Source organism: Rhizobacter sp. (assembly GCF_031412495.1).
In the GTDB taxonomy this organism is placed as follows: domain Bacteria; phylum Pseudomonadota; class Gammaproteobacteria; order Burkholderiales; family Burkholderiaceae_C; genus Schlegelella_A.
Genome location: NZ_JANODC010000533.1, coordinates 1 through 18,691, shown reverse-complemented (window position 1 = coordinate 18,691; position 18,691 = coordinate 1). Strand labels below are relative to the sequence as shown.

Sequence of the window (18,691 nt, the reverse complement as noted above, 5' to 3'; positions counted from 1 at the left end):
GCCATGCGCGGCCTGGCCGCGCATTCGAACGGCTTCCAGACGGTGCGCGCGCTCGCCGTCCTGATGAGCGTGCTCGGCACGATCGACGCGCCCGGCGGCTTTCGCCACAAGGCGCCGTACCCGCGCCACATCGTCCCCAACTTCCGCGCCTTCAACTCGCCCGACATGCTGAAGCCGAACACGCCGCTCAACGCGGCGCCGCTCGGCTTTCCGGCCAGCCCGGAGGAGCTCGCCATCTGCGACGACGGCACGCCGATGCGGATCGACCACGCCTTCTCGTGGGAGCACCCGCTGTCGGCGCACGGGCTCATGCACACGGTGATCACCAACGCCACGCGCGGCGACCCGTACCGCCTCGACACGCTGCTCGTCTTCATGGCCAACATGGCCTGGAACTCGACCATGAACACGATGGCCGTGCGCGAGATGCTGAACGCGAAGCACGCCGACGGCGAGCACCAGATCCCCTTCCTCGTCGTCTGCGACGCCTTCCAGAGCGAGATGGTCGCCTTCGCCGACCTCGTCCTGCCCGACACCACCTACCTCGAGCGGCACGACGTGATGAGCATGCTCGACCGGCCGATCTCGGAATACGACGGGCCGTGCGACGCGGTGCGCGTGCCGATGGTGCCGCCCACCGGCCAGTGCAAGCCGTTCCAGGAAGTGCTGGTCGAGCTCGCCGGGCGCCTGAAGCTGCCGGCGTTCACGGCCGCCGACGGCGGTCGGAAGTTCAAGGACTATCCCGACTTCGTCGTCAACTTCGAGTCCGCACCGGGCATCGGCTTCCTCATGGGCTGGCGGGGCAAGGACGGCACCGAGCACCTGAAGGGCGCGCCGAACCCGAAGCAGTGGGAGATGTACGCGAAGAACGACTGCTTCTTCAAGTTCGAGATGCCCGAGTCGATGAGCTACATGCGCAACTGGAACCGTGCCTACCTCGACTTCGCCAAGGACAAGGGCTGGCGGCAGAAGAACGACGTAGTGCAGCTCGCGCTCTACAGCGACACGCTGCAGACCTTTCGTCTGGCGGCGCAGGGCAAGAGCGCCGGCCGGCGGCCGCCGGAGCACCTGCGCGAACGGATCGCGACCTACTTCGACCCGCTGCCGTTCTGGTACCCGCCGCTCGAGACGGCGGCCACCGACTGCGCCGCCTTTCCGCTCAACGCGATCACGCAGCGGCCCATGGCCCAGTACCACTCGTGGGACTCGCAGAACGCGTGGCTGCGCCAGATCCACAGCCACAACTACCTGTACGTGAACCCGAAAACGGCGCGTGCCGCGGGCATCGCCGACGGCGGCTGGTGCTGGGTCGAGAGCCCCTGGGGCAAGGTGCGCTGCATGCTGCGCGACAGCGAAGCGGTCGAGCCCGGCACGGTGTGGACCTGGAACGCGATCGGCAAGGCCGACGGCGCCTGGCAGCTCGCTCCCGGCGCCGACGAGGCGAGGAAAGGATTCCTCCTCAACCACGTGATCTCCGACGAGCTGCCCGACGGCGCCGGCGGCAGGATCAGCAACTCCGACCCGATCACCGGCCAGGCCGGCTGGTACGACGTGCGGGTGCGCCTCGCGCCGGCGAGCCCCGAGCCGATCGAGACCACCTTGCCGCAGGTGCCGACGCAGACCGGCGCCCCCGGCGTCCTGGGCAGCGCCGGCCGCGCCATCGCCTATTTCGCGAAGGCGTCCAAGCCATGATCGCCTGGCTGCGCGACCTGCTGCGCGCCGACGTCGTCGCCGAAGCGCCGGCGGCCGTGCGTGCCCCCGCTGTCGCGCGAACCGCGCCCGCGGAGACGATGGCCAGGCAGCTGGCGCTGGTGATCGACCTCAATGTCTGCGTCGGCTGCCACGCCTGCGTGACCTCGTGCAAGGAATGGAACACCTCGGGCTCGGCCGGGCCGCTGGTCGACGAGAACGCCTACGGTGCGAGCCCGACCGGGACCTTCTTCAACCGCGTGCAGACCTTCGAGGCCGGCGTCTTCCCCGACACCGACACCGTCCACTTCCCGAAGAGCTGCCTGCACTGCGAGGACCCTCCGTGCGTTCCCGTCTGCCCGACCGGCGCCAGCTACAAGCGCAAGGAAGACGGCATCGTCCTCGTCGACTACGACAAGTGCATCGGCTGCAAGTACTGCGCCTGGGCCTGTCCGTACGGCGCGCGCGAGCTCGACGAGGAGCGGCAGGTGATGACCAAGTGCACGCTCTGCGTCGACCGCATCTACGACGAAGGCCTGGCCGAAATCGACCGCCGCCCGGCGTGCGTGAAGGCGTGTCCCACCGGGGCGCGCCTGTTCGGCGACGTCAAGGACCCGGACTCCGAGGTCTCGAAGGCGATCCGCGAGCGCGGCGGCTACTCGCTCATGCCCGAGTGGGACACGAAGCCGGCCAACCAGTACCTGCCGCGCCGCGTCACGGCGGCTGCCGGAGAGGTGCCGCGCGAACGTCGCGATCTGGGCGGCGGCGAATGAACCCGGCCTTCTCGGTCGTCGCCTTCACCACCCTCGCCGGCGCGGCGCAGGGGCTGGCCGTGCTGCTGGCGCTGGCCGTGCTGGCCGGCCTGCCGTTCGCGGGCCCGTTCCTGCCGGCGGCGCTGCTCGTCGTCGCGGCGATGCTCGTCGCAGCGCTCGGTGCCTCGTTCCTGCACCTGGGCCGGCCGGAGCGGGCCTGGCGCGCGGTCATGATGTGGCGCACCTCGTGGCTGTCGCGCGAGGTGATCGTCCTGCCGGCTTTCATCGCCCTAGTCGCGCTGTGGTGGATGGGCCTGCGCTGGGGCGCGCCGGGCGCGCTTGTGGATGTCGTCCTGCCCCTGCTTACGATCGCCGGCGCCCTCGCGCTCTGGTACTGCACGGCGATGATCTACGCCTGCCTTCGCTTCATCGAGGAGTGGGCGCAGCCGCTGACGGTGGTGAACTTCGCGTTGCTGGGCCTCTCGTCCGGGTTCCTCCTCGGCGCCGCGCTGGCGGCGGTCGCCGGCGAGGTGCGGCTGCTGGGGCTGGCCGGCCCGGCCGCGCTGGGCGCGACGCTCGCGGCCTGGTTCGCGCGCCTGCTCGCCCTGCGCCGCAACGACCGGCTCCGTCATCGCTCGACCCTGCAGACGGCAACCGGCATCCGCTCCCCGCGCCTGGTGCAGAAGGCCATGGGCATGACCGGCGGCTCGTTCAACACGCGCGAGTTCTTCCACGGCGTTTCGGCCGCCGCGATCCGGCACGTCCGCCTGGCCGCGATCGTGCTCGGCTTCGCGGTGCCGGCGCTGCTCTCGCTCTGGGCCCTCGTCGGGGGCGGGGCGCTGCCGTGGCTGCTCGCGGTACTGGTGCAGGCGCCCGGGCTGGTCGCCGACCGCTGGTATTTCTTCGCCCAGGCGAAGCATCCGCAGAACCTCTACTACCAGGTCGTGTCCTGAGACCGGACGGGCCCCGAGCGCGTCGAATCGCGCCGCACAGTGCGCAAGTGGGCATCGCGGCGAGCCGGCCGCCGGTGCCCCGATGCGATACTTGGGAACGCTGATTCCCGTTGCCGAGCCAACCGTGCGGCGCCGGGCGTCACCCCTTCAGTCGAGCCCCGGAGACCCGTCGATGACCGATCCCAAGCCGTCCCTGCGCCGCCGCCAGATCCTTGCCGGCAGTGCCGGTGCCATCGCCACCGTGGGCCTCGCCGGCCTGCCGGCCCGATCGGCTGCGCAGGCGGCGTCGGCCGCCGCGGCGCCAGCGGCCGGACCGCGGCCCCTGCCGCCGTACGCGGCCTGGAAGGACGCGAGCTCGCTCATCGTGCACAGCTCGTCGACGATCGAGACGCGGCGCAATGCCTTCGGGACCAGCGGCATCACGCCGGCCGAGCAGCTCTACGTCCGCAACAACCTGCCGCCGCCCGATGCGTCGATCCTCGCCAACCGCGACGCCTGGCAGGTCTCGGTCGAAGGCGTTCGCAACCCGCGTGTCCTGACCGTCGCCGAGCTGAAGACGATGGGCATCGAGACGGTGGCGATGGTCCTGCAATGCTCGGGCAACGGCCGCGGCTTCTTCCCCAGCAAGCCGAGCGGCACGCCATGGACCGTCGGTGCTGCCGGCTGCGTCGTCTGGAGCGGCGTCCCGGTCCGCTACGTCGCCGAAGCGCTCGGCGGCGTCGCACCCGGCATGCTCCACCTCACGGGGACGGGCGGCGAGAAGCTGGCCGACAACCTCCCCGATCCCCTGGCGGTGCTCGTCGAACGCTCCGTCGCCATCAAGGCCATGGCCGATGCGATCCTCGCCTGGGAGATGAACGGCGCGCCCATCTCGCTCGCGCACGGCGGGCCGCTGCGCCTGGTCATCCCGGGCTACAACGGCGTCAACAACATCAAGTACGTGAAGCGCCTCGCCTTCACCACCGAGGAGTCGAAGGCCAGGATCATGAGCCACGGCTATCGGGTGACGCCGATCGGCGGGTCGTCGAACCCGAACGAGCCGTCGGTGCAGGAGCTCAACGTCAAGTCGTGGGTCAACACGCCGCATGCGGACAAGCCGGCGAAGGCGGGCACGGTGTATGTCACCGGCGTCGCCTTCAGCGCCGGCCAGCCGATCCGCCGGGTCGAGGTCTCCAGCGACGGCGGCCGGACCTGGATCGACGCTGCCTTCATCGGCCCGGACATGGGCCGGTTTGCGTGGCGCCAGTTCGCCGTGCCGCTGCGGATGGCGCCGGGCAATTACGTGGTCACGAGCCGCGCCACGGATGCTGGCGGCAACGTCCAGCCCGAGCAGCGCGCCGAGAACGCGCACGGCTACAGCAACAACAGCTGGGCCGATCACGCCGTCAAGGTCACCGTTGTCTGAGGCGCGGGGCCGCCGGCTGGCGGCCGTCTCGCTTGTGCTCGCAGCGGGCGCTTCCCTCGCCGCCATGCTCGGCACCGCGCCGGTCGCGGCCGCTCCGGGCGATGCCGCCGAGATGGCGCTCGCCCGGGCGCTGTTCACGAAGGACGCCGTGCCGCCCTGCGCGCTCTGCCACACTCTGAAGGACGCGGGCACGGCGGGCGCCGTCGGGCCGGTGCTGGACGAGCTGCAGCCGGATGCGGCGCGCGTCGTCGCGGCGCTGAAGAACGGCATCGGCGCCATGCCGTCGTACAAGGCCACGCTCAGCGAGGCGCAGATGCAGGCGCTCGGCCGCTACGTGGCGAAGGCGAGCGGCGCGGCGCCCTGACAACCCCACCAGCCTAGCGCTCGCGCGGCTCCCCGGATGGCAGCCGCGTCTGGCACTCGTCGAAGATGCGCACCTGGCAGCGTCGGCAGATCTCGCTGTCGAGCCGCGGATAGATCTCGGCCAGCGCGCGCAATTTCGTTGGAAACACGTTCGCGGTGCCGATGTCGTTGGCGTACTCGTACCGGAACATGAAGTCGCGCACTGCCTGCTTCATCCTGTGGAAGTACAGCGCGCCGCCCGCCGCCCGGCGCTGCACGGCCTCCTGGGCGAGCAACTCGGTGCCGGCGGCATCGACGAAGTTGATCCCGCCCGAGACCAGCAGCAGATGCTTCTGCGGCATGCCGGAGCGGCGGCTGATCGCCTGCCGGACATGGTCGACGGCGCCGAAGAAGATCGACCCGTCGACGCGCAGGATCTTCAGCTGCGGGCAGTCGGGCAGGCCGCTGTCGGTGGTGTAGTCGGTGCTGCCCGGCTCCGGCGCCGGCTTCTCGTCCTGGATCGCCGGCCGGGTCGTGCGGTTCAGGTAGAGCATCAGCGACGAGACGACGCCGATCAGGATCGCCATCTCGAGCTGGATCAGGAGCGTCGATATGAAAGTCACGCCCATGATGAAGGCCTCGATACGGCTGAGCCGAGCGATCCTGCGGGCGTGCCCGAAGTCGATCAGTCCCCAGGCGACAACGAAGAGGACCGCGGCCATCGACGCCAGGGGCAGGTAGGCGGCCAGCGGCGCCACGAAGAAGAGGATCGTCGCCAGGAGCGGCGCCGAGAGGATCGCGGCCATCGGCGTGCGGGCGCCGGATGCGTAGTTCAGGCCGCTGCGGTTGAACGAGCCGCTGGCGACGTAGCTCGAGAAGAAGCTGCCGGCGATGTTGCTGAGGCCCTGGCCGATGAACTCGCGATTGCCGTCGATCCGCTGTCCGGACTTCACCGCGATCGAGCGGCCGATGGACACCGCTTCGGTGAGCCCGAGCAGCGTGATCGCGAAGGCCGCCGGCGTGATCTCGCGCAGCAGGGACAGGTCCGGCAGGGACAGCGGCGGCAGGAAGGCAGGCAGCGCGCCGACGGTGGTGATGCCCGTCGCCGCCGCGCCGAACTGGCGGTTCAGGAACAGCGCGCAGACGCCGCCGGCGACCATCGCGAGCAGCATGTGCGGCAACCGCGGCCAGAGGCGTCGGACGACGATGCTGGCCACCAGCGTTACCACGCCGACGGCGGTCACGTACGGATTGATCTCGCCGAGCCGGTGGCCGAATCCGACGAGGGTGTCGACGAAATCGGCACCGCGCGGAATCGCCAGCCCGAAGAAGTTGCGCAGCTGCGAGGCGATGATGAGGATCGCGGCGCCGGCGGTGAAGGCGAGAACGACGCTGTGCGAGATCAGGTTGACGAGGCTGCCGAGCCGTGCCAGCCCGAGGCCGAGCTGGAGCACGCCGGTGGCCAGCGTCAGGCAGAGCACCAGGCTGATGTAGCGGGCCGACCCCGGCTCGGCCAGCGCGCTCATGGTCGCGAAGACGACGATCGAGACGGCGTTCGTCGGCCCCGAGACGAGATGCCAGCTCGACCCGAAGAGCGCGGCCACGATCGCCGGCACCATCGCCGCGTACAGGCCGTACTCGGGCGGCAGCCCGGCGAGGGTGGCGAACGCGACCCCCTGCGGCAGCACGACGATGGCGCCGGTCAATGCCGCGAGGAAGTCGGCGCGGAGGTTGGCGCGGGTCAGGGGCGGCCAGCTGGCCGGTGCCGTGAGGAATCGGGGGACCTTCGGCGTCACCGCGCGATTCTCTGCGAAAGGAACACGCATGCCGCCCGGTTGTACCCGGGCCGCGAGCCGTCGTTCAAAAACTCAGTTGACGCTCGGCAGCCAGGTCGCGAGCTTCGGGAACATAAGGAGAAGGCCCACCGCCAGCAGTTGCAGGACCATGAACTGCACCATCCCGGCGTAGATGTCCTTCAGGCTCCACTGCGGCACCACGCCCTTGAGGAAGTAGGCCGACAAGGCGACGGGGGGCGACAGCCAGGCGGTCTGCAGCGTCACCGCGACCAGGGTGCAGAACCAGATCAGGTCGATGTTGGCGGCCTGCACGATGGGCAGCACGATGGGCACGATGATGAGAACGATCGGCACCCATTCGAGCGGCCAGCCCAGCACGAAGATGAGCGCCAGGATGACGATCAGCATCAGCGTGGGCGGCAGGTTCAGCCCGATCAGCCACTGCGCCATGTACTCCGGGCTGCCGAGGCGCGAGAACACCGAGCCGAACAGGTTGGACGCAGCGACCAGGATCAGGATCATGCTCGACACCTCGAGCGTCTGGTAGGCGGACTTCCTGATCTTCTCGAAGCTCATCCGGCCCGAGCCGACGGTGAGCACGAAGGTGGCGAAGCAGCCGACGGCGCCGGCATCCGTCGGCGTCGCGATGCCAGCGAGGATGACGCCGAGCGTCGACAGGATGACGACCACCACCGGCAGCACGCCGATGGCCAGGTCGCGCACGACGGGGCCGAGAGACTTCGGCCGCATCTCCGGCGGCAGGGCCGGGCCGAGCGCCGGGTTCAGCCAGCAGCGGACGAGGCACCAGACGATGAAGATCGTCGACAGCAGCAGCCCGGGCAGGACGGCGGCGGCGAACAGGTCGGTGGCGGGAACGCCGACCACCGGCCCCATGACGATCAGCATCACCGACGGCGGGATGAGGATGCCGAGCGTTCCGCCGGCGGCGATCGCGCCGGCGCTGAGGCGGCTGTCGTAGCCGCTCCTGATCATCGACGGGCCGGCCATCACGCCGAGCAGCGTGACCGACGAGCCGACGATGCCGGTGGCCGCCGCGAAGATCGTCGCCGTGATCAGGACCGCGAGGTAAAGGGAGCCGCGCAGCCCCGAGAGCAGTTGCTGCACGCCGGTGAAGAGCCGCTCCATGATTCCCGACTGCTCGAGCAGGAAGCCCATGAACAGGAAGAACGGGATCGAGGCGAGGATGGTGTCCTTCATGACCGAGAAGGTCTGCAGGACGGCGAGGTCGAAGACCACCGGCCCGAGGGCGATGAAGCCGGTCGCCAGCGACACGGCGCCGAGCGTGAACGCGATCGGAAAGCCGATGAAGATGACGGCGAACAGGACGACCAGGGCGGCGATGCCGAGGATCTCGTTGCTCATACGACGACGCCCGCCTGCGTGACATTCGCCGTCGCCGCCTCGGGCCAGCGGCCGGTGCGGATGGTGTGGACGCACTTGAGGCACTCGCTGATGCCCTGGATGATCAGCAGCAGCCCGGCGAGCGGCATCATCATCTTGAAGGGCCAGGTCAGCGGCGTCCACGGGCTGGAGACGAAGGTCTCGTTCGTGGTGAAGGCCTTGACGAAGTAGCCCCAGCCGCTGAACGCGAAGACCGCGGCGAACGGGAAGAACATGAGCAGGTAGCAGACGATGTCGACCGTGGCCTGCGTCCGCGGCGACCACTGGCCGTAGTAGGAATCGGTGCGGATGTGGCCCTTGCGCTGCAGGGTGAAGGCGGCGCCGATCATGAAGAAGGTGCCGTAGAGCATGAAGGTCATGTCGTAGGCCCACACCGTCGGCGCGTTGAACACGTAGCGTGAGATGACCTCGTAGCTGAGCGCGAAGACCATCGGCACGATCAGCCAGGCGACGATGCGGCCGGAGACGATGGCGACGAGGTCGATCTTGCGCGACAGGCGCAGAAGGAGTGACGCGGGCTCGGTCATGCAGGCTCCGGGACGGTCGACGGGGGCAGGGAAAGCGCGCCCGGCGGGCCGCCGGGCGCGTGCAGTAGCGGCTCTACTTGTAGTTGGGAGAGTCGGCGCCGAGCTGGAAGTAAAGGCCGTTGATCTTGGTCCAGTACGGCACCACGATCCTGGCGAACGCCCGCTGCGACTCGAGGACTTCCTTGAACAGCGGGTTGCGCCCCGCCTCGCGGTCGTAGACCAGGTTGGTCGCCTTGATGAAGGCCGGGAAGATGTCCTTCGGCGTGTCGTGGATGGTGACCTTGTGCTCGGTCTTCAGCTTCTCGATGGCCTGGGCGTTGCGGAACACGTTGTAGGTATAGGTCTCGGTCATCGAGGCCATCGCCGCGCCTTCGACGATCGCCTTCAGGTCAGGCGCGAGGCGGTTCCAGGCCGTCTTGTTCATGAGGAACTCACCGACGTCGGTCGACTGGTGCAGGCCTTGCAGGTAGTAGTGCTTGAAGACGTTGTGGAAGCCGAGGTTCATGTCGTCGGCCGGCCCGATCCACTCGGCAGCGTCGATGACGCCGCGCTGCGCCGCCGGCACGATCTCGGCGCCCGGCATCGCCACCGCCGAGATGCCCATCTCCTTGAAGATCTCGGCCGTGAGCCCCGGCGGCGAGCGGTACTTGAGCTTCCTCATGTCGTCCAGAGAGTTGATCGGGTTCTTGAACCAGCCGAGCGGATCGGGGCCCATCGGCTGGACCATGAACGGCTCGACGTTGAGCTTCAGCCCGTCGGCAAACAGCTTCTTGTGGAGCGCGTTGCCGCCGCCCTGGAACAGCCAGGCGACGTGCGAGAGCTGGTCCATGCCGGTGCCGGCACCGGCCGCCGGGTTCGAGAACAGCGCCGCCGCCGTGTTCTTGCCCGACCAGTAGTGGGCCCAGGCGTAGCCGCCGTCGACCACGCCCTTGTCGACCGCGTCGACGATCTCGAAGGCGTTGACGACGGCGCCGTCGGGCAGGATCTCCATCTTGATGCGGCCGTTGGACATCCGGTCAACGCGATCGCCGAAGCGGCGCATCAGGTCGAAGTAGATGCTCGAGGTGGGCACCGCCGTCTGCACCTTCAGGCGCGTGACGGCCTGGGCGCGAACGATCTGGGCGGTGCCGGCGAGGGCCGCTGCTGCGCCGGCGCCGATCGCGACTCGTCTCGTCAATCTTGTCATCGCTGTCTCCTTCTGGGTTGCGGGGGGTGAGGGGTGGGTCAGCTGCGGCGCGCATCGGCGCGGATCATGTCGACGGCCTTTTCGGCCATCATGACCACGGGCGCGTGGGTGTTGCCGGACACGAGCGTGGGCATGGCCGAGCAGTCGACAACGCGCAGGCGCTCGACGCCGCGCACGCGCAGGCGCTCGTCGAGCACGGCCAGTGCGTCGACGCCCATCTTGCAGGTGCCGCTCGGATGGAAGATGGTGGCGCCGGTGTTGCGGCAGAACTCGAGCAGGTCGGCGTCGGACGCCAGCTCCGGCCCCGGCTTGACCTCGCGCTTGACGTAGGGCCGCATGGCCGGTGCCGCGGCCATGGCCCGCGCCGCCTTGACGGCGGCGACGGTGACCGTGCGGTCGAGCTCGGTTGACAGGTAGTTCGGCTGCATTTCCGGCGCTGCGAACGGATCGGTCGAGCGGATGCGCACGTGGCCGCGCGCCTCCGGGCGCAGCTGGCAGACGGACATGGTGAAGCCGGAGAACGGGTGCACCTTGCCGCCCGCCATGTCGGCCGACAAGGTGGCGACGTGGAACTGGATGTCCGGTGTCGGCGCGTCGGGCAGGGCGCGCATGAAGCAGCCGCCCTGGTTGATGCCGATGGCGAGCGGGCCGGTGCGGCGAAGCAGCCACTGCAGCCCGATGCGGGCCTGGCCGAACAGCGAGTTGAGCTGGTCGTTGGTGGTGATCGGCCGCGTGCACTCGTGGATGAGGCGGATCTGCAGGTGGTCCTGCAGGTTCTCGCCGACGCCGGTAGAGGCGTGCACGACCGGGATGCCGAAGCGCTGCAGCAGGGCGGGCGGGCCGATGCCGGACAGTTGCAGGAGCTGCGGCGACTGGATCGCCCCGGCGGCGAGCAGCACCTCGGCGCGGGCCCGGGCCCGCCGCACCGTGCCGCCCTTGAGATAGCGGACGCCGGTGGCGCATCGGCCTTCGAGGTCGATGCGGGTGGCGTGCGCTGCCGTCTCGATGCGCAGGTTAGGCCGCCGCCGCGCCGGCCGCAGGTAGGCGCGCGCGGCGCTGCAGCGCATCCCCTTCCAGGTGGTCAGCTGGTAATAGCCGGCCCCTTCCTGCGCGGCGCCGTTGAAATCGTCGGTGCGCGGCACGCCGGTCTGGCCGGCGGCGGCGATGAAGGCCTCGATGAGCTCGTCGCCGGCCTGGATGTCCGAGACCTTGAGCGGGCCGTCGCCGCCGTGCCACGTGTTCGCCCCTCGCTCGTTGCCCTCCGAGCGGATGAAGTAGGGCAGCACGTCGGCGTGGCCCCAGCCGGCATTGCCGAGCTCGGCCCAGTGGTCGTAGTCCTGCTGCTGGCCGCGGATGTAGATGAGCCCGTTGATCGAGCTGGAGCCGCCGAGCGTCTTGCCACGTGGCCAGTAGATGCGACGGCCGTTCATGTTCGGGTCGGGATCGGTCTCGAAGCACCAGTTGACACGCGGGCTCCACATGGTCTTGCCGTAGCCGATCGGAAGGTGGATCCAGGGCGAGCGGTCGACCGGCCCGGCCTCGAGCAGAAGCACCCGCAGGGAAGGATCCTCGCTCAGCCGGCCGGCGAGGACGCAGCCTGCAGAGCCCGCGCCGACGACGATGTAGTCGTATTCCTCGATCACCCGTTCTCTTCGCTCGCCGGAACGCCCCGCTCCGGCTGATCGTAGGGCAACGATTTTCGGAACACAATGTTCCGTTCTTGGAGGAATACCCGTATGCCGTCCGCTCGGGAGTCCGCATCGGCGGGGGCCGCGAGCGACAGCTCGGCGGCCGGCCGCAGCCTGTCGGTGCTGTCCCTGCTCGCGAGCGAGGGCAGGCCGCTTTCGCTGGCCGACCTGGCTGCACGGCTGGCCCTGCCCAAGGCGACGGCGCACCGCATCTGCGAGCAGCTGGTCGATGCCGGCTACCTGGCCCGCGACGTCGGCGAGCGCAGCTTCAGCGCCGGGCCTTCGCTGCACCGCCTGGCCCTCGACACGCTGAACCGCGGCGTCGTGCGCGGCCTGCGCCACGACGTGCTGGCCGAGCTCGTCGGCCGCATCGGCGAGACCTGCAACTTCACCACGCTCGACGGCTCGCTCGTGCTCTACATCGACCGCGTCGAGGCGGCCTGGCCGCTCCGGCTCACGCTCGACGTCGGCTCGCACGTGCCGCTGCACTGCACGGCCAGCGGCAAGCTCTTCCTGGCGATGATGCCGGACGATGAGCGCGAGGAGGTGCTGGCCGGGCTGACGCTGCCGCGGATGACGACCAGGACCATCACCACCACCAAGGCCTTGCGCGCCGAGTGCGCCGGCATCGCCCAGGCCGGCTACGCCTGCGACCGGGCCGAGTTCATCGCCGGCCTCATCGCCGTCGCCGTGCCGGTGCGCGACGGCGACGGGCGCGTCCGTGCCGCCATCGCGGTGCACGCGCCGGAAGCACGGATGAGCCTGCGCCGCGCCGTCGGCCAGCTCGCCGCCATGCAGGCGGCGGCGAAGCGGATGCAGTCGCTGCTGTAGGGGAGGAAGGCGCCTGGCCAGGAAGACTCCGCACGTGAGCGAGACGCCGGCGACGCAGATGCTGCGCCGCGCCGGCGCTTCGTTCAGCGAGCACGTCTACACCTACGTCGAGAACGGCGGCACGGCCGAGTCGGCACGGCAGCTCGGCATCGACGAGCACGGCGTCGTCAAGACGCTGGTGATGCAGGACGAGAAGGCGCGCCCGCTCGTCGTCCTCATGCACGGCGACCGTCAGGTGAGCACCAAGAACCTGGCCCGCGCGATCGGCTGCAAGGAAGTGCGGCCGTGCACGCCGGAAGCCGCCGAGCGTGCCAGCGGCTACGTGGTCGGCGGCACCTCGCCTTTCGCGACGCGCAAGGCGATGCCGGTCTACGTGGAGGCGAGCATCCTCGAGCTCGATCGCATCTGCATCAACGGCGGCCGGCGCGGCTTCCTCGTCGGCATCGAGCCGCGCCTGCTCACCGAGCTGCTCGGCGCGGTGCCGGTGCACTGCGCCTTGTGAGGCAAAAGCGGGGCGCAGAATAGGAGCGGACTTCACCTGTCGCGATGACCTTCACCACGTCCACGTTCCTGCCTCTGCTCGTCGCACTTGCGGCCTACCTGGTCGGCTCGCTGTCGTTCGCGGTGATCGTGAGCCGCCTCATGGGCCTGAGCGATCCGCGCACCTACGGCTCGGGCAACCCGGGCGCGACCAACGTGCTGCGCTCGGGCAGCAAGGCCGCCGCGGTGCTTACCTTGCTGCTCGATGCGCTGAAAGGCTACGTCCCGGTCGCGCTGGTCGTCTTCTTCGGCGGCCGCTACGGCCTCGGCCAGGGCACGGTCGCGCTCGTCGCGCTGGCCGCCTTCCTGGGCCACCTGTGGCCCGTGTTCTTCCGCTTCAAGGGCGGCAAGGGCGTGGCGACCGCAGCCGGCGCCCTGCTCGGCATCGACCCGCTGCTCGGAGGCGCCACGGTGGTCACGTGGCTGATCATCGCGGCCTTCTTCCGCTACTCGTCGCTGGCGTCGCTGGTCGCCGCTGCTTTCGCGCCGTTCTGGCAGCTGCTGACTGTCGGCTTCGGGCCGGTCGCCCTGTCCGTCGTGGTGATGAGCCTGCTTCTCGTCTGGCGGCACAGCGGCAACATCAGGAAGCTGGTCGCCGGAACCGAAAGCCGCATCGGCCATAAGGTCGCCGCGAGGCGCTGACCGGCGGCGAGTTGACGGACGCGCCTCGCGTGATCCGTCGAACGAGCCGGCGAAGGCGGACGAAACGTCCGCTGTCGCCTAGTAGCCGATCCCCATCGCCTCGCGCACCTCGCGCATCGTCTCGCGGGCGACGGCCCGGGCCCGCTCGGTGCCGACCTCGACGATCCAGTGCACCTGCTTCGGGTTCGTGAGGTAGGGCTCGGCGCGCTCGCGCCACGGCGCCTGCTCACGCTGGATCACCTCGATGACGGGCTGCTTGCAGTCGAGGCAGCCGATCGCGGCGGTGGTGCAGCCGTGCCGGACCCAGCTCTGCGTCTCTTCGTTCGAATAGACCTGGTGGAACTTCCAGACCGGGCAGATCTCGTAGTTGCCCGGGTCGCTGCGATGCACGCGGGCCGGGTCCGTCGGCATGCGACGAATCTTGCGCTCCACCTCGGCCGGCTCCTCGCGCATGGCGATCGCGTTGCCGTAGCTCTTGCTCATCTTCTCGCCGTCGAGGCCGACGAGCTTGGAGTTCTCGGTGAGCAGCACGTCCGGCTCGACGAGGATCGTCTTGCCGGTGCCGCGCAGCCAGCCGTCGAGGCGCTCGCGGTCGCTGCTGCTCAGGGCGCCGCCGGCGGCGATGAGGGCGCGGCCGCGCTCGAGCGCGGCCGTGTCGCCCGCTTCCTGGAATGCCTGCCGGGCCGCCTCGAAGGTGCGCGCCTCAGATTTGCCGAGCTTCTTCACGACGGCGCGGGAGCGCGCCTCGAAGTCGGCCTCTCGCCCATAGAGGTGGTTGAAACGGCGTGCGACCTCGCGCGTGATCTCGACGTGCGGCGCCTGGTCGACGCCGACCGGAACGAAGGCGGCGCGATAGATCAGGATGTCGGCGGCCTGCAGGAGCGGGTAGCCGAGGAAGCCGTAGGTCGCGAGGTCGCGTTCCTTGAGCTTTTCCATCTGGTCCTTGTAGGTCGGCATCCGCTCGAGCCAGCTGAGCGGCGTGCCCATGGCGAGGAGGGTGAACAGCTCGGCGTGCTCGGGCAGGCGGCTCTGGATGAAGAGCGTCACCTTGTCCGGGTCGAGGCCGGCGGCCAGCCAGTCGATCACCATCTCGTAGACGCTGCTCTCGATGACGCCACGCTCTTCGTAGTGCGTCGTCAGGGCGTGCCAGTCGGCGACGAAGTAGAAGCAGTCGTACAGGTCCTGCAGGCGGACCCAGTTCTTGAGCGCGCCGTGGTAGTGACCGAGGTGCATCGCGCCGGTCGGCCGCATGCCCGAGAGCACGCGCTGGCGTCGTGCCGGGGTACCGCTGGCGGGAACGGGGACGTCGCTCATCGGGGCGTGGGGCAAAAGGCGACGATTGTAGGTTTGCACTTGGGCGCGCCGATACACTCCGGCCGCCAATGAAGAACATCGTCATCCTCGTGTCGGGGCGCGGCTCGAACATGGAAGCGATCGTTCGCGCCTGCGATGACGAGCGCTGGGATGCGCGCATCGCGGCGGTCATCAGCAACCGCTCCGGTGCCGGCGGGCTCGCCTTCGCCGCGGCACGCGGCATCGCGACGGCGGTCGTCGATCACCGCGCCTTCGCCGCGCGTGCCGACTTCGATGCCGAGCTCGCCCGCGTCGTCGACACCCTCGCGCCGGACATCGTCGCCCTGGCCGGCTTCATGCGCATCCTGGGTGCCGCCTTCGTGCAACGGTACGAGGGGCGGCTGGTCAACATCCACCCGTCGCTGCTGCCCGCCTTTCCCGGCCTGCACACGCATCGGCGCGCGCTCGAGGCGGGTTGCAAGGTGGCCGGGGCCACGGTTCACTTCGTGACCGGCGAGCTCGACCACGGGCCGATCATCGGCCAGGCCGTGGTTCCGGTGCGGGCCGACGACGACGAAGACGCGCTGGCCGCGCGCGTGCTCGCCCAGGAGCACCGCCTCTACCCGCGCGCGATCGGCTGGCTGGTGGAGGGTGCCCTGCAGCGCGACGGCGAGATCGTGCGCCATCGCAGCGGTGCGGCGCAGCTCCTGCCGGACCTGTCGGCGCACGCGGCCTTGCCGCCCTAGACGTGGCGGCCCGGAAGAAAGGCGAGGCAGCGCCGTCGCTGCTCGACGCCGCGACCGAGCTCGTCCGGCGGGTCCTGCGTTTCGAGGAGCCGGCCGACGCCGTCGTCGCCGCCTTCTTCCGCGAGCACCGGTCGCTCGGCGCGCGCGATCGGCCCGTCGTGGCCGACACGGTCTACGCGGTGCTGCGACGCCTCGCCCTCTATCGCCACCTCGCCGCCTCGGGCAGCGGGCCGCTCGAGCGGCGTCTCGTGCTGCTCGCCTGGCAGGGCAGCGACGCGGTGCTCGCCGGGTTCCTGTCTCCGGAAGAGGCCGAGTGGCGGAGGGCCTGCGCGGGCGTCGACCGCGAGTCGCTGCCCGAGCCCCTGCGCCACAACCTGCCCGACTGGATCGCCGGTCCGCTGCGCGAGGTGCTCGGCGCGGAGTTCGATGCCTGGGTCGCGAGCAACGAGATGCCGGCGCCGCTCGATCTGCGTGTGAATCTGCTGAAGGCAAAGCCCGACGAGGCCATCGCGCTGCTGCACGGCGAGGGCATCGAGGCGGTGCCGGCGCGGTGGTCGCCGGTCGGGCTGCGCGTGCCCGGGAAGCCCTCGCTGCAGGGATCGGACGCCTTCACTTCCGGCCTCGTCGAGGTGCAGGACGAGGGCAGCCAGCTCCTCGCCTTGCTCGTCGGCGTCCGCCGCGGCGAAACGGTGGTCGACTTCTGCGCCGGCGCCGGCGGCAAGTCGCTCGCGCTCGGCGCGCAGATGCGAGGCACCGGGCGCCTGTACGCCTTCGACGTGTCGGCGCACCGCCTGGCGCAGATCGAGCCGCGCCTGCTGCGCAGCGGCCTCACGAACCTCCATCCGACGCGCATCGCGCACGAGCGCGACGAGCACGTCGCGCGTCTGTCCGGGAAGGTCGACCGCGTCCTCGTCGATGCGCCCTGCACCGGCATCGGCACCCTGCGTCGCCACCCCGACCTGAAATGGCGGCAGACCCCGGCGGTGCTAGAGGCGCTCGCCACGAGGCAGCGGGCCATCCTCGCCGCGGCGGCGCAGCTGCTCAAGCCCGGCGGCCGGCTGGTGTATGCCACCTGCAGCGTGCTCGAGTCCGAGAACGAAGCCGTGGCCCGGGATTTCGATGCGGCGTTCGCATCGAGCTTGGTCCCCGTGCCGCTGCTCGACGTCCTGCAGAGAGCTCAGGTCGAAGGCGCCGAAGGGCTGGTCGCCGGTCCGTACCTGCGTCTTTGGACGCACCGGCACGGCACCGACGGATTCTTCGCCGCGGCGTGGCAGCGACGTTGATATGGGCCGCAAAGCCGCCATATGCCTTTTCGAGCGTGATATCCGTCGCTTCCTAGGGCTATCTCCAGGGGGCGGTCGAATAGAATGGACGGTTTTCGTGCATAACAGAAGGCTCTCTTGATGGATCTGCTGAATTCCGTGTCCGATGCACTGCTGGGCTGGCTCGCGCACGGCTTTTCCGGATTCAACGGCTGGGAGATCCTGCTGTTCACCCTCGTTGCGACGCACCTCACGATCGCCTCGGTGACCGTGTTCCTGCACCGCGCCCAGGCCCACCGCGCGCTCGACCTGCACCCGATCCCGGCCCACTTCTTCCGCTTCTGGCTGTGGCTCACGACCGGCATGGTGACCAAGGAATGGGTCGCGATCCACCGCAAGCACCACGCCCGCTGCGAGACGCGGGAAGACCCGCACAGCCCGCAGACGCGCGGCATCAAGACGGTGCTGCTGCAAGGCAGCGAGCTCTATCGCGCCGAAGCGAAGAACCAGGAAACCATGGCCAAGTTCGGCCACGGCACGCCGGACGACTGGATCGAGCGCAACCTCTACACCCGCTTCAGCTGGCAGGGCGTCGGCCTGATGCTGATCGTCAACCTCGGCCTGTTCGGCGCCATCGGCCTGACGGTGTGGGCGGTGCAGATGCTCTGGATCCCGATCACCGCCGCCGGCATCGTCAACGGCATCGGCCACTGGTGGGGCTATCGCAACTTCGAGGCGTCCGACGCCAGCCGCAACGTGCTGCCCTGGGGCATCGTCATCGGCGGCGAGGAGCTGCACAACAACCACCACACCTACCCGACATCCGCCAAGCTGTCCGTCAAGCCGTTCGAGTTCGACATCGGCTGGGCCTACATCCGCGGCCTCGAGATGCTGGGTCTGGCCACGGTCAGGAAGACCGTGCCGCAGATGAAGCTCGGCCCAGTCAAGCCGGTGGCCGACGGCAAGACGCTGGAGGCGATCATCGCCAACCGCTACGAGGTCATGGCCACCTACGCCCGCAGCCTGCGCCAGGCGAGCCGGGCCGAGATCCAGCGCCTGAAGGGCGAGGGCGAGCGCGGTGCTGCGCACCTGGCGCACATGCGCATCGCCCGTCGCTGGCTGCATCGCGACGAGGACAAGATTCCGCACGACGTGAAGGCGCAGGTGGCCCAGGCGGTCGCCATGAGCCCCTACCTGGCCAAGCTCGTGGCGATGCGCGAGGAACTGCGCATGCTCTGGACGCGCACGAACGTCTCCGCCGAGCAGCTCGTGGCTGACCTGCAGGCATGGCTGCGCAAAGCCGAGGACAGCGGGATCGCCGCGCTGCAGGAATTCGCGCTCCGTCTGCGCGCCGTCCACGCATAGCCGCAGCGCAGATCCAAACAGAAAAGGGTCGCCGGCGGCGACCCTTTTCGTTTGACTGGCCTTGAAGGGGTCGCGCAGCGCCCCCGCTGGTCCCAGCGAAGCGCCCTACTTTAGCTTGGTTTCCTTGTAGGTTACGTGCTTGCGTGCCCTCGGGTCGAACTTCATCATCTCGAGCTTCTCCGGCGTCGTCTTCTTGTTCTTGTCCGTCGTGTAGAAGTGCCCGGTCCCGGCACTCGACTCCAGCTTCACCTT

General features: G+C 69.6%; 18 protein-coding genes. 11 read left to right on the top strand and 7 right to left on the bottom strand.

Translation table 11 applies throughout. The annotated features are described in order from the left end of the window. The 5 genes from AC30N0_RS19875 to sorU form a co-directional block, all read left to right on the top strand. Positions 1–1,692 (top strand): molybdopterin oxidoreductase family protein (locus AC30N0_RS19875; RefSeq protein ID WP_489519607.1); only part of this gene is annotated, 1,692 nt, incomplete at its 5' end. A gap of 98 nt (positions 1,693–1,790) precedes the next feature. Next, complete coding sequence (locus tag AC30N0_RS19870) at positions 1,791–2,462, top strand: 4Fe-4S dicluster domain-containing protein (RefSeq protein WP_489519611.1); 672 nt, start codon at positions 1,791–1,793, stop codon at positions 2,460–2,462. Further along, complete coding sequence (locus AC30N0_RS19865; protein WP_489519606.1) at positions 2,459–3,394, top strand: dimethyl sulfoxide reductase anchor subunit family protein; 936 nt, start codon at positions 2,459–2,461, stop codon at positions 3,392–3,394. The genes AC30N0_RS19870 and AC30N0_RS19865 overlap by 4 nt, the downstream gene beginning before the upstream one ends. A 172-nt stretch (positions 3,395–3,566) precedes the next feature. After that, the gene (gene sorT, locus AC30N0_RS19860) at positions 3,567–4,799 is read left to right on the top strand and encodes a SorT family sulfite dehydrogenase catalytic subunit (RefSeq protein ID WP_489519605.1); all 1,233 of its coding nucleotides are present in this window, start codon (positions 3,567–3,569) and stop codon (positions 4,797–4,799) included. Positions 4,800–4,863: 64 nt separating this feature from the next. Beyond that, complete coding sequence (sorU, locus tag AC30N0_RS19855; protein WP_489519604.1) at positions 4,864–5,163, top strand: SorU family sulfite dehydrogenase c-type cytochrome subunit; 300 nt, start codon at positions 4,864–4,866, stop codon at positions 5,161–5,163. Positions 5,164–5,176: 13 nt separating this feature from the next. On the opposite strand, the gene AC30N0_RS19850 is transcribed toward sorU, so the two are convergent. The 5 genes from AC30N0_RS19850 to AC30N0_RS19830 form a co-directional block, all read right to left on the bottom strand. Further along, positions 5,177–6,937, bottom strand: coding sequence for a SulP family inorganic anion transporter (locus tag AC30N0_RS19850; RefSeq protein ID WP_489519603.1), 1,761 nt, complete (start codon positions 6,935–6,937; stop codon positions 5,177–5,179). Between the two features lie 72 nt (positions 6,938–7,009). After that, a complete protein-coding gene (locus AC30N0_RS19845) occupies positions 7,010–8,320 on the bottom strand; it encodes a TRAP transporter large permease (RefSeq protein WP_489519602.1) in 1,311 nt (436 codons plus the stop codon). After that, positions 8,317–8,886 carry a TRAP transporter small permease subunit gene (locus AC30N0_RS19840; protein WP_489519601.1) on the bottom strand — a complete coding sequence of 190 codons (570 nt, stop codon included), beginning with the start codon at positions 8,884–8,886 and terminating at the stop codon, positions 8,317–8,319. The genes AC30N0_RS19845 and AC30N0_RS19840 overlap by 4 nt, the downstream gene beginning before the upstream one ends. 73 nt (positions 8,887–8,959) lie before the next feature. After that, positions 8,960–10,072, bottom strand: a complete 1,113-nt coding sequence (locus AC30N0_RS19835) for a TRAP transporter substrate-binding protein (RefSeq protein ID WP_489519600.1) — start codon at positions 10,070–10,072, stop codon at positions 8,960–8,962. 38 nt (positions 10,073–10,110) lie between these two features. Continuing rightward, positions 10,111–11,715 carry a GMC family oxidoreductase gene (locus tag AC30N0_RS19830; RefSeq protein ID WP_489519599.1) on the bottom strand — a complete coding sequence of 535 codons (1,605 nt, stop codon included), beginning with the start codon at positions 11,713–11,715 and terminating at the stop codon, positions 10,111–10,113. A gap of 93 nt (positions 11,716–11,808) precedes the next feature. Between AC30N0_RS19830 and AC30N0_RS19825 the strand changes: the two genes are divergently transcribed. Genes AC30N0_RS19825 through plsY form a run of 3 tightly spaced genes read left to right on the top strand, consistent with a single transcriptional unit; the run spans position 11,809 to position 13,773 of the window. Beyond that, a complete protein-coding gene (locus AC30N0_RS19825; protein WP_489519598.1) occupies positions 11,809–12,591 on the top strand; it encodes an IclR family transcriptional regulator in 783 nt (260 codons plus the stop codon). Between the two features lie 58 nt (positions 12,592–12,649). Then, positions 12,650–13,093: an aminoacyl-tRNA deacylase gene (locus AC30N0_RS19820; protein ID WP_489519610.1), complete on the top strand. Its 444-nt coding sequence runs from the start codon at positions 12,650–12,652 to the stop codon at positions 13,091–13,093. Between the two features lie 44 nt (positions 13,094–13,137). Beyond that, positions 13,138–13,773, top strand: coding sequence for a glycerol-3-phosphate 1-O-acyltransferase PlsY (plsY, locus tag AC30N0_RS19815; protein ID WP_489519597.1), 636 nt, complete (start codon positions 13,138–13,140; stop codon positions 13,771–13,773). 78 nt (positions 13,774–13,851) lie between these two features. On the opposite strand, the gene AC30N0_RS19810 is transcribed toward plsY, so the two are convergent. Then, positions 13,852–15,024: a tryptophan--tRNA ligase gene (locus AC30N0_RS19810; protein ID WP_489519609.1), complete on the bottom strand. Its 1,173-nt coding sequence runs from the start codon at positions 15,022–15,024 to the stop codon at positions 13,852–13,854. Positions 15,025–15,155: 131 nt separating this feature from the next. Here AC30N0_RS19810 and purN point away from each other — a divergent pair, with 131 nt between their 5' ends. The 3 genes from purN to AC30N0_RS19795 all read left to right on the top strand — a co-directional run bounded on the left by purN (position 15,156) and on the right by AC30N0_RS19795 (position 18,439). Beyond that, entirely contained in the window at positions 15,156–15,812 is a 657-nt protein-coding gene (gene purN, locus AC30N0_RS19805) for a phosphoribosylglycinamide formyltransferase (protein WP_489519596.1), read from the top strand. A 2-nt stretch (positions 15,813–15,814) separates the two neighbouring features. Then, on the top strand, positions 15,815–17,095 hold the full coding sequence (locus tag AC30N0_RS19800) for an RsmB/NOP family class I SAM-dependent RNA methyltransferase (RefSeq protein ID WP_489519595.1): 1,281 nt from the start codon (positions 15,815–15,817) through the stop codon (positions 17,093–17,095). Positions 17,096–17,215: 120 nt separating this feature from the next. After that, the gene (locus AC30N0_RS19795) at positions 17,216–18,439 is read left to right on the top strand and encodes a DesA family fatty acid desaturase (RefSeq protein ID WP_489519594.1); all 1,224 of its coding nucleotides are present in this window, start codon (positions 17,216–17,218) and stop codon (positions 18,437–18,439) included. 105 nt (positions 18,440–18,544) lie between these two features. Here AC30N0_RS19795 and rpmG read toward each other — a convergent pair. After that, on the bottom strand, positions 18,545–18,691 hold a 147-nt coding region (gene rpmG, locus AC30N0_RS19790; protein WP_489519608.1), incomplete at its 5' end, for a 50S ribosomal protein L33.

Bases quoted from the DNA above. Each gene is read 5' to 3' on its own strand.
- AC30N0_RS19870 (WP_489519611.1), top strand. From the start codon at position 1,791: ATGGCCAGGCAGCTGGCGCTGGTGATCGACCTCAATGTCTGCGTCGGC.
- AC30N0_RS19865 (WP_489519606.1), top strand. From the start codon at position 2,459: ATGAACCCGGCCTTCTCGGTCGTCGCCTTCACCACCCTCGCCGGCGCG.
- sorT (WP_489519605.1), top strand. From the start codon at position 3,567: ATGACCGATCCCAAGCCGTCCCTGCGCCGCCGCCAGATCCTTGCCGGC.
- sorU (WP_489519604.1), top strand. From the start codon at position 4,864: ATGCTCGGCACCGCGCCGGTCGCGGCCGCTCCGGGCGATGCCGCCGAG.
- AC30N0_RS19845 (WP_489519602.1), bottom strand. From the start codon at position 8,320: ATGAGCAACGAGATCCTCGGCATCGCCGCCCTGGTCGTCCTGTTCGCC.
- AC30N0_RS19840 (WP_489519601.1), bottom strand. From the start codon at position 8,886: ATGACCGAGCCCGCGTCACTCCTTCTGCGCCTGTCGCGCAAGATCGAC.
- AC30N0_RS19835 (WP_489519600.1), bottom strand. From the start codon at position 10,072: ATGACAAGATTGACGAGACGAGTCGCGATCGGCGCCGGCGCAGCAGCG.
- AC30N0_RS19825 (WP_489519598.1), top strand. From the start codon at position 11,809: ATGCCGTCCGCTCGGGAGTCCGCATCGGCGGGGGCCGCGAGCGACAGC.
- AC30N0_RS19820 (WP_489519610.1), top strand. From the start codon at position 12,650: ATGCTGCGCCGCGCCGGCGCTTCGTTCAGCGAGCACGTCTACACCTAC.
- plsY (WP_489519597.1), top strand. From the start codon at position 13,138: ATGACCTTCACCACGTCCACGTTCCTGCCTCTGCTCGTCGCACTTGCG.
- AC30N0_RS19810 (WP_489519609.1), bottom strand. From the start codon at position 15,024: ATGCGGCCGACCGGCGCGATGCACCTCGGTCACTACCACGGCGCGCTC.
- purN (WP_489519596.1), top strand. From the start codon at position 15,156: ATGAAGAACATCGTCATCCTCGTGTCGGGGCGCGGCTCGAACATGGAA.
- AC30N0_RS19795 (WP_489519594.1), top strand. From the start codon at position 17,216: ATGGATCTGCTGAATTCCGTGTCCGATGCACTGCTGGGCTGGCTCGCG.